The organism is Robiginitalea aurantiaca (assembly GCF_030380815.1).
Lineage (GTDB): Bacteria > Bacteroidota > Bacteroidia > Flavobacteriales > Flavobacteriaceae > Robiginitalea > Robiginitalea aurantiaca.
The window spans coordinates 90118-105730 of record NZ_JAUDUY010000001.1; the positions used below are offsets into that span (position 1 = coordinate 90118).

General features: G+C 43.2%; 15 protein-coding genes. 14 read left to right on the forward strand and 1 reads right to left on the reverse strand.

Annotated features, from left to right (window positions below):
- Nucleotides 1–12: 12 nt before the first annotated feature.
- From wecB to purD, 14 genes are all read left to right on the forward strand, one after another.
- The gene (gene wecB / locus QU605_RS00330) at nt 13–1158 is read left to right on the forward strand and encodes a non-hydrolyzing UDP-N-acetylglucosamine 2-epimerase (protein ID WP_289723265.1); all 1146 of its coding nucleotides are present in this window, start codon (nt 13–15) and stop codon (nt 1156–1158) included.
- Nucleotides 1159–1224: 66 nt separating this feature from the next.
- Nucleotides 1225–2547: a lipopolysaccharide biosynthesis protein gene (locus QU605_RS00335; protein ID WP_289723266.1), complete on the forward strand. Its 1323-nt coding sequence runs from the start codon at nt 1225–1227 to the stop codon at nt 2545–2547.
- Nucleotides 2544–3539 carry a polysaccharide pyruvyl transferase family protein gene (locus tag QU605_RS00340; protein ID WP_353655865.1) on the forward strand — a complete coding sequence of 332 codons (996 nt, stop codon included), beginning with the start codon at nt 2544–2546 and terminating at the stop codon, nt 3537–3539. Before QU605_RS00335 ends, QU605_RS00340 begins: the two co-directional genes overlap by 4 nt.
- 10 nt (nt 3540–3549) lie before the next feature.
- The gene (locus QU605_RS00345; protein WP_289723267.1) at nt 3550–4821 is read left to right on the forward strand and encodes an O-antigen ligase family protein; all 1272 of its coding nucleotides are present in this window, start codon (nt 3550–3552) and stop codon (nt 4819–4821) included.
- A gap of 24 nt (nt 4822–4845) precedes the next feature.
- Entirely contained in the window at nt 4846–5883 is a 1038-nt protein-coding gene (locus QU605_RS00350; RefSeq protein WP_289723268.1) for a glycosyltransferase family 4 protein, read from the forward strand.
- On the forward strand, nt 5880–6401 hold the full coding sequence (locus tag QU605_RS00355; protein ID WP_289723269.1) for an acyltransferase: 522 nt from the start codon (nt 5880–5882) through the stop codon (nt 6399–6401). Before QU605_RS00350 ends, QU605_RS00355 begins: the two co-directional genes overlap by 4 nt.
- Nucleotides 6402–6478: 77 nt before the next feature.
- Nucleotides 6479–7327 carry a sulfotransferase gene (locus QU605_RS00360; RefSeq protein WP_289723270.1) on the forward strand — a complete coding sequence of 283 codons (849 nt, stop codon included), beginning with the start codon at nt 6479–6481 and terminating at the stop codon, nt 7325–7327.
- A 5-nt stretch (nt 7328–7332) separates the two neighbouring features.
- Nucleotides 7333–8526, forward strand: a complete 1194-nt coding sequence (locus QU605_RS00365) for an O-antigen ligase family protein (RefSeq protein ID WP_289723271.1) — start codon at nt 7333–7335, stop codon at nt 8524–8526.
- The gene (locus tag QU605_RS00370) at nt 8504–9487 is read left to right on the forward strand and encodes a polysaccharide deacetylase family protein (RefSeq protein WP_289723272.1); all 984 of its coding nucleotides are present in this window, start codon (nt 8504–8506) and stop codon (nt 9485–9487) included. The genes QU605_RS00365 and QU605_RS00370 overlap by 23 nt, the downstream gene beginning before the upstream one ends.
- A complete protein-coding gene (locus QU605_RS00375) occupies nt 9484–10221 on the forward strand; it encodes a WecB/TagA/CpsF family glycosyltransferase (RefSeq protein WP_289723273.1) in 738 nt (245 codons plus the stop codon). The genes QU605_RS00370 and QU605_RS00375 overlap by 4 nt, the downstream gene beginning before the upstream one ends.
- 12 nt (nt 10222–10233) lie before the next feature.
- Nucleotides 10234–11586 carry an exopolysaccharide biosynthesis polyprenyl glycosylphosphotransferase gene (locus QU605_RS00380; protein ID WP_289723274.1) on the forward strand — a complete coding sequence of 451 codons (1353 nt, stop codon included), beginning with the start codon at nt 10234–10236 and terminating at the stop codon, nt 11584–11586.
- A 102-nt stretch (nt 11587–11688) separates the two neighbouring features.
- On the forward strand, nt 11689–13017 hold the full coding sequence (locus QU605_RS00385) for a UDP-glucose dehydrogenase family protein (protein WP_289723275.1): 1329 nt from the start codon (nt 11689–11691) through the stop codon (nt 13015–13017).
- Nucleotides 13018–13020: 3 nt separating this feature from the next.
- On the forward strand, nt 13021–14007 hold the full coding sequence (locus QU605_RS00390) for a UDP-glucuronic acid decarboxylase family protein (RefSeq protein WP_289723276.1): 987 nt from the start codon (nt 13021–13023) through the stop codon (nt 14005–14007).
- Between the two features lie 65 nt (nt 14008–14072).
- Complete coding sequence (gene purD / locus QU605_RS00395; protein WP_289723277.1) at nt 14073–15347, forward strand: phosphoribosylamine--glycine ligase; 1275 nt, start codon at nt 14073–14075, stop codon at nt 15345–15347.
- Between the two features lie 25 nt (nt 15348–15372).
- Here the strand turns inward: purD and QU605_RS00400 are convergent, their stop codons facing one another.
- Nucleotides 15373–15594 carry a DUF6341 family protein gene (locus QU605_RS00400; RefSeq protein WP_289723278.1) on the reverse strand — a complete coding sequence of 74 codons (222 nt, stop codon included), beginning with the start codon at nt 15592–15594 and terminating at the stop codon, nt 15373–15375.
- Nucleotides 15595–15613: the final 19 nt, after the last annotated feature.

Consider the following 15613-nt stretch of genomic DNA (forward strand, 5'->3'; position numbering starts at 1 on the left):
CAACAGCAGCATATGGCCATAAAAAATCTGATCATTTTTGGGACCCGTCCGGAAGCTATTAAAATGGCACCCCTTGTCCACGAATTCAGGAAAAACCCCGATATTTTCAAAACCCGGGTGTGCGTAACCGCTCAGCACAGGGAAATGTTGGACCAGGTCCTGGATTTTTTTGACATCAGCCCTGATTATGACCTGGACCTGATGAAACCCAATCAGACATTGCACGGCCTGACCGCAGCCATAATAACAGAGCTGGAGCCTGTCCTTTCCGATTTTCAACCGGATTATGTTTATGTTCATGGGGATACAACAACGACCATGGCTTCTTCCATTGCGGCTTTCTATTCCGGGGCAAAAATCTGCCATGTAGAAGCAGGCCTGAGGACCTTTAATAAGCACGCGCCATTCCCGGAGGAAATCAACAGGAGTGTAGCAGGTGTTATTGCTGATATCCATTGTGCACCGACGCAAACCTCCTGCGACAATCTCCTTCGTGAGAACAAGCCTGCCGAAAGCATTGTGATTACCGGAAACACAGTGATAGATGCCCTGCAGTTCAGTCAGTTAAAAGTCAATTCGGAGGGATTCACCGATGATGAGATCGAAGCCCTTAAAGAACGTTTGGATCTGGACAGGCGAATACTTCTGGTAACCGGCCATAGAAGGGAAAATCACGGAGAGGGTTTTATTTCGATTTGCAAGGCTCTCCGCGGATTGGCAGAAAAGTACCCGGACCTTCAAATCGTATACCCGGTCCATTTAAACCCAAAAGTCAAAGGGCCGGTCTATGAACTCCTGGGAGGCATCGAAAACATCCATTTGATCCCCCCCTTGGCCTATCCAGCCTTTATTTGGCTTATGTCCAGAAGCCATATAGTCCTAACTGATAGCGGCGGGGTGCAGGAAGAAGCTCCAAGCCTGGGCAAACCTGTACTGGTAATGCGCGAAACCACTGAAAGACCCGAGGCCGTAAAGGCCGGGACGGTACTATTGGTGGGAACGGATGCCGATTTGATTGTGACAGAAACAACTAAATTACTAGAGGACGATACGCTATACGAATCTATGGGTCACCGCCATAACCCATATGGAGACGGAAAAGCATGTGAACGGATCCTAGGACATATCTTAAAAGACCACGCGGATGAAATCACCTGAGGTTGTCATGATGGGGCTGGGTTATATCGGCCTTCCCACTGCTGAATTGGATCATCGCGCATTCTGATGTTTAAAAGAGGAATTGATAACCTGAAGAAGTACGGTAGTGCAAACCCACTTTCAAAGAATATTTTGCTTTATTCCTTTGGAAGCCTGGGTTCACGGGCCATAAACTTCGCCATTTATCCAATTCTCACTTTCTATTTGTTAAAGGAGGATTTAGGTTTTTATGACGTTGTCGTTAACACCATATTTCTTGTGATTCCTTTAGCAACCCTCCAATATGCCGATGGCATCTACCGCGTCATCCTTCCCCTGGATGATGAAGTCAGGAAAAAAGGAATTATCGCCGGAGGGTTTAATTTTATTACCATGAGCTCTCTGGTAATATTGGCGATCCTGGTAGCTGCGATTTCATGGATTTTCCCGCTCCGATTTGGGGGACTTATATTCTTGATGGCATTTTTTTTCGGGATTAACCAATCCACAAAGCAAATCGTCCGCGGGTTGAAAAAGAACGTTCAATACGTAGCAGGAGATATTCTATACAGTCTTGTATTTATCCTTATTCTGGCGCTTACCCTGATCGTTCTGAAATTAGGTTTGAAGGGTGTTTTTATCGCTTTTATTGTCGCAAACCTCCTTTCTTTTACATATTTGATTTTCTCGTCGGGGATGAGAAGGTATCTCGATTTTAAGCAAATGCCTCAGGTTGTTGAACTTAAGCCGATATTGAACTATTCTACCCCTTTGATACCCAACACCCTGAGCTGGTGGCTCGTGGGTTCAGCCAACACTTATATCATCATTGCCATACTCGGTTTAGAGTTCAACGGAATCTATGCTGTCGCCTATAAAATATCTTCTGTGATTTACTTGTTGAACCGCGTATTTAATTTGGCCTGGCAAGACCAATTGATCGCCAGTGATCAGGAGGAAAGCCTCTATAATTCAAAAATATTCAATCGTCTTACCCTTACATTGCTGACGCTGGCTATCGTTCTGACGATTGTGATGAAACCCCTTTTGCACCTGGTAGTAGAGGAAACCTATTTCATCGTTTGGAAATATGTTCCCTTCTTAATCCTGGCGGCAGTTTTGTCCAGTATTTCGGCATATTTTGGGGCATTCTATCTGAAATGGCAGACGACAAGGAAGATTTTCATCTCCACCCTGATTGGGGCATTTATTGCCATTATTTGTTCAATAGTGCTCACTAAAAACTTTGGTTTAATTGGCACCTCAACATCCATGGCGATAGGGTTTGGAACAGTATTCTTGTATCGTTATCTGGACACAAAAGCAAGGTTGAAATTGCATTTAAGCATTTACATTCCTTTCTTGTTATTATTATTTGTTTTTGCAATCATACTTTCTTACTACATATGAAATACGGTCTGTTTACTTACAAAACTTCCCGATTTAATAAAATTAATATCGGAGATTACATACAAAGCATTGCTGCACGGCAATTTCTTCCTCAGGTGGATGTGCTCATAGAAAGGGACGAGCTCAATTTGTACAAGGGAGACCCCTTGAAAATAATTATGAATGGCTGGTTTACACATCGTCCTAAAAATTGGCCGCCTTCTAATAGCATCGTGCCCCTTTTCGTATCCTTCCATTTGAATAAGACAGTTGCGGAGCAAATGCTCAATAACAAGGCAATTGTTTCGTATTTCATAGCTCACCAACCGATAGGTTGCCGAGACTATGACAGCATGAAACGAATGAAAGAGGTCGGGATTGATGCATTTTACAGCGGATGCCTTACAACAACTTTGAATTACGATGGCCGGCTATTTGCAAATCCTCCAGAGAAAAGCGACAAAATTCTTCTGGTAGATGTGCTGTTTAAGGACGACGCAGTGCTTCGTGCAAAACGCAATAAGTTACTTTTTGTCAAAGACGTCCTAACAGGGAAATTCAAGAAAAGTTCTCCGGTCCAGGAGTATTTAAACACCTTGGGTGCCGAGGACAATACGCACCAGATTGAGCATTTAACGTGTTATTACGACGCAAAAACTTCAGAGTCTCAGAGGTTCGCCCATGCAGAGAACATACTCCGAAAATTGGCCGGGGCAAAACTTGTCATAACCTCGCGAATCCATATTGCATTACCGTGTTTGGCCCTGGGGACACCGGTGCTTTTTGCTTTTGGAGGCAAACTATCAAACCTTCAGGAGTTCAGGCGATTGGATGGTGTCATCAACCATATGAACGTGCTTGTGGATGAAGAGTTCGATGATACTGCTCCACACTTAAAGGGAATTAATTTCTACAGAATAAATGAGATTGATCTGGACAGGCCTCCCAAGAATCCAGAAACCCACCTAAAAATCCGTGAATCACTTGTAGAGCGATGTAATATGTTTATTTAAAACACGCGTAATGCTCAAGCTGAGGTATAATAATTATTTAAGCAGCCTTCTGATTTTCATGGGGTACCTCAGCATTTTTAATAAACCGATTTCTGGCATCCTCAAAACAAGCGCAATAGGCTATATAGATGAGGTCATTTTAGTTATTGGCGTAATTCTGATTTCCTTAATAATGCTGCTCTCAAAAAAGATTCATGTAATCTTTCTTTTAGTAGCAGGTTTCTTTATCTATTCGGTTGTAATTAGCCTTAGTTTTGGATTGAACAGGGATTGGATTGATATTCTTATCCAAAGTCTGGTAAACCTGAAATTTTTTCTGCTAACCCTTACTTTTTTAATGGTTTTCAGGGATCGTATTGAGGTAATTGAACGGTTTTTCAGGAATGTCCTGCTGCTGGCAATCATAGGGCTGGTTCTCAATGTTATTTTTGGCAGCAATTTTAACCTCCTTTTTGATATGCCCGTGTACAATCGCCCCTCTGTGGCTTTGCGTTACGGGGGTTTCCTGAATCCAAATCATTTGGCTTTTCTGATGGCATTGTATATAGGGACGCTGTTGAGTAAAGCCAGGACATCTGGTTCATTCATCTCAGCAAAACAATGGGGATTGGTCGTTGGCAGCCTTTTTGTCATAGCTCTTACAGATTCCAGGACGGCAATTATCGGGGTGTTTATTTTTTTCGCGGCATTTTATTGGGAATTCATCCTTAAAAATGTCAAAATTTTCATGTCATTTCTATTCTTGATTGCATTTTCAGTGGTGATGCTATTGTTGTTCTCAGACATCCTGGAAATTACACTGATAAACCTTCAGGGAAGTTTTTCTCTGGACAGCTATTACATTCGTGGTATTATGATCAATATGGCAGTCCAGATTTCTTATTTTTATTTTCCAATAGGTACAGGGGCCGCTTCATTTGGCTCTCTATTATCAGATGGGAGCAAAGTATATGAAGATTTTGGAGTTGCCGACAGGCTCTTCTTCATTGAAAAAAGAGGCATATATGACAGTAGCGTTGCATCTGTTCTGGGAGAGTACGGGATTATTGGAATTGTCCTTTATGGGCTGATGTTTTATTATCTGTACAGGTACTTGAAGACTTTGTTCCCTGCCCGGCAGCAAACGATGACCAAGGCACTTTTTGTCGCCTTTTTTTTCTATTCTGTAACGAATCCTACCCTGACCAATAACATTTATATTTTAATCAGCATCCCCGTATTTGTAATATTTAGTGTTTCTCAGAATAAAAAAACCATAACTTCTCCACAGGGATTGCTATAGAGAAATACCTAAACCCATCAGTCAATGAGGATACTTCTTTTATCCAACATGTATCCAAGCAAAGAAAAACCCTATGCAGGTATCTTTGTAAAAAACCAATTCGAAGAGATTGGAAACCAAATGCGGAAGGATGAGCAGGTTGATATTTTCTATATGCCCAGGAGGTTCACGGGAAAGTTGGGTACAATTCTAAAATACATACGGGCATTCTTTCTTTTTATCCCCTTTATCTTCAGAAAGTACGATCTTATTCATCTGCATTTTTTTTACCCCCTGATCTATTTGGTTTGGATTTATAAGAAGATTCATCCCAACGCCACGGCTGTGGTCACCTTTCACGGAAAGGACATTACGGTGGCGGTTACTGAAAAGAACAAAAAGCATTTAAAGAAACTCGCGGAATCAGTCGATTTCGCAATACCCGTAGGGAAAACTCTCGCCTCAATGGTTCAGGCTAAATTACATCTTGAAACAGGCATGGTCCTTCCGGTAGGTGTGGATGACAGAATATTCAGACCCGAAGAAAATGTAGAAAAATGTTACGATTTTGTATGGATAGGATCCTTTATACACCGAAAAGGTATTGATCTCTTGATTCAGGCAATTCGACAATTGGACAGGGATGATGTTACGTTCTGTTTTTGTGGTTCGGGAGAATATATTGAAGAGCTTCAGGATTTGGCGAAGTCCTATCCCATATCAATAAAACAGAATCTAACCCAGCCTGAAATAAGCAGATTGCTAAACCAGGCCCGTTTCTTTGTTCTAATGTCCAGAAATGAAGGCTTTCCAACGGCTACTATTGAAGCAATGTATTGTGGCATCCCGGTCCTGACATCTGACATACCTCAGTTTTTAGAACAGGTAAACCCAGGTGTTAATGGATATACAACCCCACTGGGCGATGTGGCAGCTGTTGCAGAGAAATTAGGGGCTCTAAAAGATCTTTCCGACTCCGAATACAGCAAATTGTCAAAAGGAGCACTGAAATCTTTTCGGGAACTCTCTTTACAGAATGTTTGTTCGCAACTCCTCAATGCCTATAGAAAATTAGCCAAATGAAGCGAATTTTATATGCCGTCTACCTCATTTTATTCAGGCACACCCCTGAAGATTATCGTCCTTATGCTTTGTTCTTTCCCAGGGTTCGAAGTTTTCTGGTACGTTCATATTTACGATCCTGCGGGAAAAGGCCCCGTGTAAAAAGCGGGGCTGAAATAGCTCCTAATTCCTCGATGGGAGATTATTCTGAACTGGGCACGCGCTGCATGGTACAATCCAACGTTAGTATTGGTTCTAACGTTATTATGGGCCCTGATGTGAAAATTTATTCCCGAAATCACAAATTTGATCGTCTGGATATACCCATTCAAGAGCAGGGCAAGGATTATTTCCATACCTATATTGGGAATGATGTCTGGATAGGTGCCAACGTGGTAATTACAGCGGGATGTCGTATTGGCAATCACGCCGTTCTGGCAGCAGGAGCCGTTGTAACGGGGGACATTCCTGAATATGCAGTAGCCGGGGGAGTTCCTGCTAAAGTATTGAAGTACAGAAAGGAACCTGCAGCAGATTAGGCCTTCAAGCAATATGCATTCGATTGTTTGAGAATCCGACCGGGGATAATGTAAGGACTTTCAAAACGGGAATTTTAATGGTTGAAATGATTTATCTTTTAGGAGCTGGAAGAAGCGGGACAACCCTGCTTTCTGCTGTATTACATGCTCACAAGAACATTCATACCCTTGGAGAAATGCATCAGTTCCCGGAATATTTAGGAGAAAACAAACGCTGTTCATGCGGCAGATCATTGGATAAGTGTGAATTTTGGAGCCTTGCTATAAAAGACATGAGTCCAGATCTTCTGAAGACCCAAGATTATAAGGATGAGCTCAATAAGGCCGAAGCCCATAGCAGAATACCCGGTTATCTTTTGGGTCAGAAATCAAAAAAAAGATACGACAAACTCCAAACAGAAATTCTTAGGGCTTGCAGTAAAGCCACAAAAAAGAAATGGCTGCTCGATTCTTCAAAATATATCAGTCGATTCCTGCTTCTAAACAGAAACGGGGAATTAAATATCAAAGGAATTTATGTTGTCAGAGATGTAAGAGGAGTTGTGGAATCCTTTGGAAAAAACGTTCAGACTCCGAAAGGACCCTTAGCCACCCTGGTCTATTACGGTCTGATAAATGCTTTCGGCGAAGTCGTCAGCAGGCTTTTTGCCAATGTTCTCAAGGTTAGGTATGAGGATTTCGTAAGAAATCCTGAAAATGTGGTTGAGAAAATATTGAATCATTTGAATGAATCGGATACAGCTGGGGATACGCTACCGGCTGAATTCAGTATGCCGCACATTATTGGGGGAAATCGCATGAAGTCAGAACGTCAAATCAGGATTAATCCTGAAGAACAGTGGCGCACCCGGCTTCCCAGGTGGAAACAAATAGCTTATTATATTGGTGTTTGGCCATTGATGATTATAAACGGATACAAGGTATGAAAGCGATGAACGCTCTAAAGTTGTGGCTTTTGTATTTGGTGATTTTCACCCTGCCAATGTACATGAAGGTTAACAATGTCTTGCTGGGGGCATTCGTTTTGGTGGGATTTCTCGACAATCTACTCAACAGAAGATATAAAAAGGGGAATGCCTTATTCCTGCGAGGCCTCCCAATAATAGGGTTCTTTTTTTTAGCGCTATTTGGAGCCTTTAGGGAGTTTTCTTTTGAAGGGTTTTCATATTTAGAAAAATACTGGTCCTTCCTGCTCCTGCCACTGGTTATGCTTCCGGATCCGGAAACATTTAGGAGGCATCAAAAGGATATTTTCTTATCCCTTGTATGGGGGTGTATAACTACCCTTGTGATCTGTTATTCAAATGTAATTTATGACATGGTGGTATCGAACGAGCCAGCTTCATATTTTTTCAGATGGCGGCATCTGGGGCACCAGTTCACTGAAATAGCAGATACGCATCCAACGTATTTATCGCTTTTTATCCTTACTTCAATTTGTTTTCTTGCCCAGGAGGAAACCGTCTCATATACGTTTAAAAGCATCGTACTTCCTTTTTTAATAGTGTCGCTCTTCCAGCTTGCAAGCAGGGCTGCCCTGGTTATCCTGGTCCTGCTTTTGATATTTATCCTTTTTCAACGGGTCCGAAAGAATAAATGGCAAATTGCCGGTGTTTTGTTCGGGATAGTTTTCGGGGGTCTTTTGGTATTTTACTATGGAAGTGATTATTTGACAACGAGGCTTTTTTCTGCAGGAAAAGCGTTTAATGACCGGAGGGTAGAGCACTGGGAAGTCTCTTATGATATTTTTAAAGCAAATCCTGTTACCGGAGTTGGTTATCAAATGGTTGGGCCTTTAAGGAAAGAAGGCTATATAAAGCACGGTTTTGAAATAGCGGCATCAGAAGAATACAATGCCCACAATCAATTTCTGGAATTCCTCAGCACACAGGGGGTGATCGGAGGATTTGTTTATGGGGTTTCCCTGGCATACCTTTTCTTCCTCGCCGTAGTTCGCAAGGACTTATTGTTTAGCTTTGTCTTTTTTGCTTTTATTATGGCTAACCTCACAGAATCCATGATGGTCAGGATAAAAGGAATTGAATATTTTGCTATCCTGGGGACGCTTTTTCTTTGTTCCGTAACTTCTAGCAATCAGGTAGATGAAGATATACATAACCCTTGATTACGAACTGTTTTTCGGATCCAAAACCGGCACCCCTGAGAAATGTATGATCGATCCGACCCGGAGGTTGTCGGAGATCGTAGCGCCTTTTGACATAAAATTTACCTGCTTTGTAGATTCGGGCTATCTGCTTGCCCTGAAGCGTCAGAAAAAAGAATATGATATTCTCGAGCGTGACTTTGAGATAATTAAAGAGCAATTAATTCAGTTGACCAGGTCAGGTCATGGAGTGGAGCTTCATGTTCATCCACATTGGGAGGATTCCTTTTTTGATGGCAGCCAATGGCAAATAAATACCGAAAGGTATAAGCTTTCGGCCTTTAGTTCTTCATCCGTAATGGATATTGTGCAAAGCCATACTGATGTCCTGAAAGAGATTACGGGGAGGGCTCCTGTGGCCTATAGAGCGGGAGGTTGGAGTGCCCAACCCTTTCCGCCTATTGGAAAAGCTTTGGAAAATCAGGAAATTTTTGTGGACAGCAGTGTTTTCCCTGGCGGATTTTACACTTCAGACCATCAACAATTTGACTTTCGTGCGGTACCGGCCTACACCACAGAATATCGGTTTTCAGAAGATTTAATCCATCCGGATACCGAAGGAAAGTTTAAGGAAATTCCAATTAGCGCATGCAAGGTCCCTCCTTCTTTTTATTGGAAGTTGGCAGGGAGAAAATTCTTTGGAGGAGCGGACCATAAATCTTATGGGGATGGCCAGCCAATCAGGTTGTCCAAGGGATATTTTGAAAAACTTACCAGAACTTCGATTGATGTAGTTTCTATGGATGGATATAAGAGCAGTTTTCTGGAGAAAGCCCTTAAGCGTTATGTGAAACACACCTCAAATCAAGGGAATTTTGTAATTCTTGGACACCCTAAAGCTTTTTCATCATATTCCCTGAAAAAATTTCAGAGGTTTCTTGAAAAAACAGCGGAGACACATCAGTACTCAACCTTCCAATGAACAGGATTCATATTTTGAACACCAATATCGACAACTACACCATGGAGCAGACCCTCGATGCTGTAGATTCAGCTATTGCGGAAAACCGCCAGCTTCATCATGTGGTGGTCAACGCGGGAAAGATAGTGGCTATGCAGACGGATGCACAACTAAGGGAAAGTGTAAACAACAGCGACTTGATAAATGCAGATGGACAGGCTGTTGTCTGGGCATCCCGGATTTTGGGCAAGCCTTTGAAAGAGCGGGTCGCCGGGATTGATATTATGAAGAATCTGGTCCGGAGAGCAGCGGAAAGAGGATATAAAATATACTTTTTCGGAGCCAGCGAGGAAGTTGTGTCCATGGTCGTGGATCACTACAAAGAGCGTTTTGGGGAAGGAATTATTGCAGGATACAGAAATGGCTATTTTAAGAAAGAAGATGAGATGCAAATCGCTACAGAAATCGCAGACAGCGGCGCAAACGCACTATTTGTGGCGATCAGTTCGCCTGTAAAGGAGAATTTTCTATACCGTTACAGGGATTTACTTAAGAAGGTAAATTTTATAATGGGAGTAGGGGGAAGTTTTGACGTAATATCCGGTAAAGTCAGGCGGGCCCCAATATGGATGCAGAAAAGCGGTCTGGAATGGTTCTACCGGTTCCTTCAGGAACCCGGGCGAATGTGGAAGCGCTATTTAATTGGAAACACTAAATTTATTTGGCTGGTATTGAAAGAGCGAATGAGCCAATGATAAGGAATTGGGATGTTATTTTCACAAGGTAAAATTTCGGATTTGATTACCCCGATGGCACTTGTCATCGATCTTTTGATAATCAACCTTACGGCTTATTTCCTTCCCATCAATCTGGAGGAGGCAATTATTTTTCATAGTTACATCAGTCTTGCATGGATGTTTATTGCCTTTAAAACCGAGTTTTATGTAGTTTACAGGTACTCCAAAGTCACTCATATATTAAAGCGTATTGTAAGGCAATTCTTTTTCTACTTCCTTATCCTATATGCTTTTATAGGGTTCTTCAAACAACCGAACATGAGCAGGCTGGCTCTGGCCCAGTATGCAGTTCTGGTATTCATTACCGTTTCCATAGTTAAATTCCTGAACTACTACCTGTTGATGAGTTACCGGGAACGGGTGAAGAGTAGTTTGCGGACTGTTGTGGTTATCGGGCAGAATCGCAAGGCAGATCAATTGATTGCTGTATTCAAGGAGCGGACAGAATTTGGGTACGAATTCAAAAAACAGTTTTGTCCCTCGAATAATGAGTTTAATATTCAATCCTGTTTTGATTACATCCTGGCAAACCAGATTGATGAAATCTACTGCTCTATTTCTGAGCTAAAAAACAAGGAAATAATTGCCTTTATCAACTTTTCCGATAATAACCTCAAGACCCTCAAGTTTCTCCCGGACAACAAGAACATCTATTCTAAAAAGCTCAAATTAGAGTACTACGATTACCTTCCAATCCTTTCTTTAAGGGATATTCCACTGCACAATCCAATCAATGCGTTTATCAAGCGCGCCTTTGACATCGGATTTAGTTTGCTCGTCATTTTGGGGTTACTTATTTGGCTAACCCCCTTGTTGGGCCTTATAATTTGGCTGGATTCAAAGGGCCCAATCTTTTTTGTCCAGAAAAGATCCGGCCTGGATAACCGGGAATTTTATTGCTATAAATTCCGATCCATGGCGATGAATCAGAATGCCGATCAGTTCCAGGCCAAAAAGAATGACATGCGGGTGACTACCATTGGTAATTTTATCCGAAAAACGAGCATCGATGAACTGCCCCAGTTCTACAATGTGCTTTTTGGAGATATGTCGGTAGTTGGCCCCCGGCCCCACATGATAAAACACACAAATGAATTCGCCCAAAAAATTGACAAGTATATGGTGCGCCACTTTGTTAAACCCGGAATAACAGGACTTGCTCAGGTACGCGGATACAGGGGCGAAATTGAACGGGAGAGCGACATTCAGAATCGGACTAAATTCGATGTATTTTATATCGAGAACTGGTCTTTCCTTCTCGACATAAAAATAATTATTCAAACCGTTCTGAATGTTTTTAAAGGGGATGACAAGGCGTATTGAGAAATACAGTGCGGTTGACCTGCAATGTTTTGTTGTAATAATAGGAGAACAATGGGGTTCTGCGTAATATTGAAGCGCTGAACCCCGAAATACATTAAAAAAATGAAAATATCGGTTATCGGTACCGGATATGTCGGCCTGGTTACGGGTACCTGTTTGGCAGAAACGGGTAATGAAGTGGTCTGCGTGGATATAGACGAAGAAAAAGTCAAGCGGATGCGCTCGGGAGAAGTCCCTATTTACGAACCGCATCTCGATGTGCTCTTTGAACGGAATATCGAGGCCGGCCGGCTTACCTTTACAACGTCCCTTAAGGAAGGCCTGGACCACGGGGTTATTGTATTTCTCGCCTTGCCTACCCCAGAGGAAGAAGACGGGTCTGCGGATTTAAAATATGTTCTCGGGGTTTCTGAGGAGATTGGAAAATTATTGAAAGGGTACCGCGTAATTGTCGATAAGAGCACTGTACCTGTGGGTACTTCCGAGAAAGTTAAAGAGGCCATTGGGAAGCACGCTTCACATGATTTCGACGTCGTATCCAATCCGGAATTTCTCAGGGAAGGGTATGCGGTAGACGATTTTCTCAAGCCTGAACGCATCATTATCGGATCCAGCTCTGATCGGGCAACCGAACTTATGGGAAAGCTCTACAAACCTTTTGTAAGAAGCGGAAACCCGGTGATCGTCATGGATGAAAAATCGGCCGAACTCACAAAGTACGCTGCCAATGCGTTCCTTGCAACAAAGATTACTTTTATGAATGAGATCGCGAATTTTTGTGAGAAAGTGGGCGCCGATGTAGACAAGGTCCGCATTGGGATAGGGACAGATTCCCGAATTGGGAAACGATTTCTCTTTCCCGGGATTGGATATGGAGGATCCTGTTTTCCAAAAGACGTGAAGGCACTTCATAAATCCGGTAGGGATTCGGGCTATGAATTTAAGATTCTACAGTCTGTCATCGATGTCAATCAAAGACAGAAGACCATTTTGATCCCAAAGATCCTCGCGCATTTTCAAGGAGACCTAAAAGGAAAAAAAATCGGTGTCTGGGGTCTGGCCTTTAAGCCTGAAACCGATGATATCAGGGAAGCTCCGGCCCTTTATATTATTGAAGAATTACTGGCGCTGGGTGCGGAAATTACGGCCTTCGACCCTGAAGCCATGGAGAATGTCCAGCGCAAAATGGGCGATCGGATTGCCTTTGCAGATGGGATGTACCAACCCCTTGAAAATGCCGATGCTTTGGTAATCTGCACGGAATGGGGTGTTTTCAGAAACCCCGATTTTACAAAAATGAAGGAATTACTTCAGGATGCGGTAATTTTTGATGGCAGAAACCTTTATGATACGGATGAAATACGCTCAGAAGGATTCGGTTATTACTCTATCGGAAGGGGTCAAGAGGGAAATCACGCTACTAATACATAGGTTTTGAAACGGATTTTAATCACCGGAGCCGCCGGGTTTTTAGGATCGCATCTTTGCGATCGCTTTATTGAGGAAGGACATCAGGTTATCGCAATGGACAACCTGATCACCGGGGACCTTAAGAACATTGAACACCTTTTTCAATTAGAACAATTCGAGTTCTACCATCACGATGTCACCAAATTTGTGCATGTCCCGGGGCCCCTGGATTACATCCTTCATTTCGCCTCCCCGGCCAGCCCCATCGATTACCTGAAAATACCCATTCAAACCCTGAAGGTCGGAGCACTCGGAACCCATAATTTGCTGGGTCTCGCCAAAGAGAAGCAAGCCCGGATTCTCATCGCAAGCACCTCAGAGGTATACGGAGACCCTTTGGTACACCCGCAGTCTGAGGACTATTATGGAAACGTCAATACGATTAGCCCCAGAGGCGTCTACGATGAGGCCAAGCGGTTTCAGGAGTCCATTACCATGGCGTATCATCGTTTTCACGGCCTGGATACGCGGATTGCCCGTATTTTCAACACCTATGGCCCGAGAATGCGCCTTAATGATGGACGGGTAATACCTGCTTTTATGGGTCAGGCTTTACGCGGGGAAAACCTTACCGTGTTCGGCGACGGAAAACAGACGCGTTCCTTTTGCTATGTTGATGATCAGATAGAGGGGATTTACAGGCTTTTGTTTTCAGACTATAACCTGCCCGTTAATATTGGGAACCCCGGAGAAATTTCAATCCTGGAATTTGCGGAGGAAGTGATCAAACTTACGGGTACAGACCAGAAAATTGTCTTTAAACCCTTGCCTCAGGACGATCCCCTGCAAAGAAGGCCGGATATCTCTAAAGCGAGGGAGATATTGGACTGGAAACCAACCGTGGATAGGGAGGAAGGCATGAAGATGACCTATGAATACTTCAAATCCCTCTCCAGGGAGGAGCTCGAAAAGCGCGAGCACCGTGATTTCAGTAAACGGAACACCTACTGAAAATAAACCTCAGGGTTCTACAGGTTTATGTATGTCATGACTTATTTTTGTCGAAAATCCATCCTATGAATATTCTGGTACTGGGGTCTGGAGGACGTGAACATGCCCTCGCCTGGAAGTTACACCAAAGCGACCGTGTCAATATGCTCTATGTCGCACCGGGAAATGCAGGTACAGCTGATTTTGTCCACAACCTCGATCTTTCGGTTACGGATTTTGAGGCGATTGGTGAAGCCGTGCTTTCGAAAGAGATAGACCTGGTTCTTGTGGGTCCTGAAGTTCCTTTGGTAATGGGCATTCAGGATTATTTTAAGAGTAGTGATTCCTTGTCTCAGGTTCCATTAATCGGACCCTCCAAAGCGGGCGCCCAGCTTGAGGGCAGCAAGGAATTTGCCAAGAAATTTATGGAGCGATATGAAATACCCACAGCTGCCTACCGGAGTTTTGGTCCGAATGATCTACATGAGGCTTATCGCTTTTTGGAAGAACTCACCCCTCCTTATGTATTAAAAGCAGATGGTCTTGCCGGGGGGAAGGGCGTTCTGATCCTCAGTGATATTGAAGCCGCAAAATCTGCATTAAAAGAAATGCTTGTCGGAGGAAAGTTTGGGGAAGCGGGAAACCGTGTTGTCATTGAAGAATTCCTTTCAGGTATTGAGTTGAGCTGTTTTGTGCTTACTGATGGGAGCACGTATAAAATACTTCCTACCGCAAAAGATTACAAGCGTATTGGAGAGGGGGATACAGGCCTGAATACTGGCGGGATGGGAGCTATATCCCCTGTCGCATTTGCGGACAAAACATTTATGGATAAGGTTGAATCCCGAATAATAAAACCGACTGTAGAGGGTCTGAAATCGGAAGGTATCCCGTATACAGGATTTATTTTTATAGGCTTGATCAAAGTGGGAGACGATCCCTTTGTGATCGAATATAATGTTCGGATGGGCGACCCTGAGACGGAAGTTGTAATCCCGCGGATCAAAACAGATTTGGCAGAACTCCTATCCGCTACTGCAAAAGGAACGCTGGGCAACATGAATCTTGAGGTGCTTCCCGAGGCAGCGGTTACGGTTATGTTGGTTTCCGGAGGATATCCGGAATCCTATTCGAAGGGTTATCCGATTCATGGCCTGGATACAATAAAAGGCGCAACGGTTTTTCACGCTGGAACTGCCAGGTCTTCAGACGGCACAACCGTGACCAATGGAGGGAGGGTCCTGGCAGTTACAGCCCTTGGAACGGACTTTAAAGAAGCGCTCCGAAAGGCGTATGGGCAGGCGTCTCAAATTACATTTGAGCAAGCCTATTATCGCAAAGATTTAGGATTTGATCTTTAAACCCCATCGGGCTAAAGACTGAAAATCAGAGATAGGAATGGGCAGTGACGGTGTGGTCTTCTTCCCCTTGCGCATCAAATATTCTGATCTGTCTGAGCCAATAAATCAGCGCAATAAATCCAATGATCGCGAAGATCCAGTTCACGGAATTGGCGGTCCACCAATTCTGCATTTCTCTGAAAAAATCAAACGGAGCAAAGAGCCCGTTAACAAATAAATTTTCTATCCCCTCAAAAAAAGCTTTCATTCTGGCTATATTTACCTTG

What these genes read in the sequence shown, in the direction of transcription:
- QU605_RS00340 (WP_353655865.1), top strand. Translation starts at nt 2,544, where the DNA reads ATGAAATACGGTCTGTTTACTTACAAAACTTCCCGATTTAATAAAATT.
- QU605_RS00365 (WP_289723271.1), top strand. Translation starts at nt 7,333, where the DNA reads ATGAACGCTCTAAAGTTGTGGCTTTTGTATTTGGTGATTTTCACCCTG.
- QU605_RS00380 (WP_289723274.1), top strand. Translation starts at nt 10,234, where the DNA reads ATGTTATTTTCACAAGGTAAAATTTCGGATTTGATTACCCCGATGGCA.
- wecB (WP_289723265.1), top strand. Translation starts at nt 13, where the DNA reads ATGGCCATAAAAAATCTGATCATTTTTGGGACCCGTCCGGAAGCTATT.
- purD (WP_289723277.1), top strand. Translation starts at nt 14,073, where the DNA reads ATGAATATTCTGGTACTGGGGTCTGGAGGACGTGAACATGCCCTCGCC.
- QU605_RS00335 (WP_289723266.1), top strand. Translation starts at nt 1,225, where the DNA reads ATGTTTAAAAGAGGAATTGATAACCTGAAGAAGTACGGTAGTGCAAAC.
- QU605_RS00360 (WP_289723270.1), top strand. Translation starts at nt 6,479, where the DNA reads ATGGTTGAAATGATTTATCTTTTAGGAGCTGGAAGAAGCGGGACAACC.
- QU605_RS00400 (WP_289723278.1), bottom strand. Translation starts at nt 15,594, where the DNA reads ATGAAAGCTTTTTTTGAGGGGATAGAAAATTTATTTGTTAACGGGCTC.
- QU605_RS00355 (WP_289723269.1), top strand. Translation starts at nt 5,880, where the DNA reads ATGAAGCGAATTTTATATGCCGTCTACCTCATTTTATTCAGGCACACC.
- QU605_RS00370 (WP_289723272.1), top strand. Translation starts at nt 8,504, where the DNA reads ATGAAGATATACATAACCCTTGATTACGAACTGTTTTTCGGATCCAAA.
- QU605_RS00385 (WP_289723275.1), top strand. Translation starts at nt 11,689, where the DNA reads ATGAAAATATCGGTTATCGGTACCGGATATGTCGGCCTGGTTACGGGT.
- QU605_RS00375 (WP_289723273.1), top strand. Translation starts at nt 9,484, where the DNA reads ATGAACAGGATTCATATTTTGAACACCAATATCGACAACTACACCATG.
- QU605_RS00345 (WP_289723267.1), top strand. Translation starts at nt 3,550, where the DNA reads ATGCTCAAGCTGAGGTATAATAATTATTTAAGCAGCCTTCTGATTTTC.
- QU605_RS00350 (WP_289723268.1), top strand. Translation starts at nt 4,846, where the DNA reads ATGAGGATACTTCTTTTATCCAACATGTATCCAAGCAAAGAAAAACCC.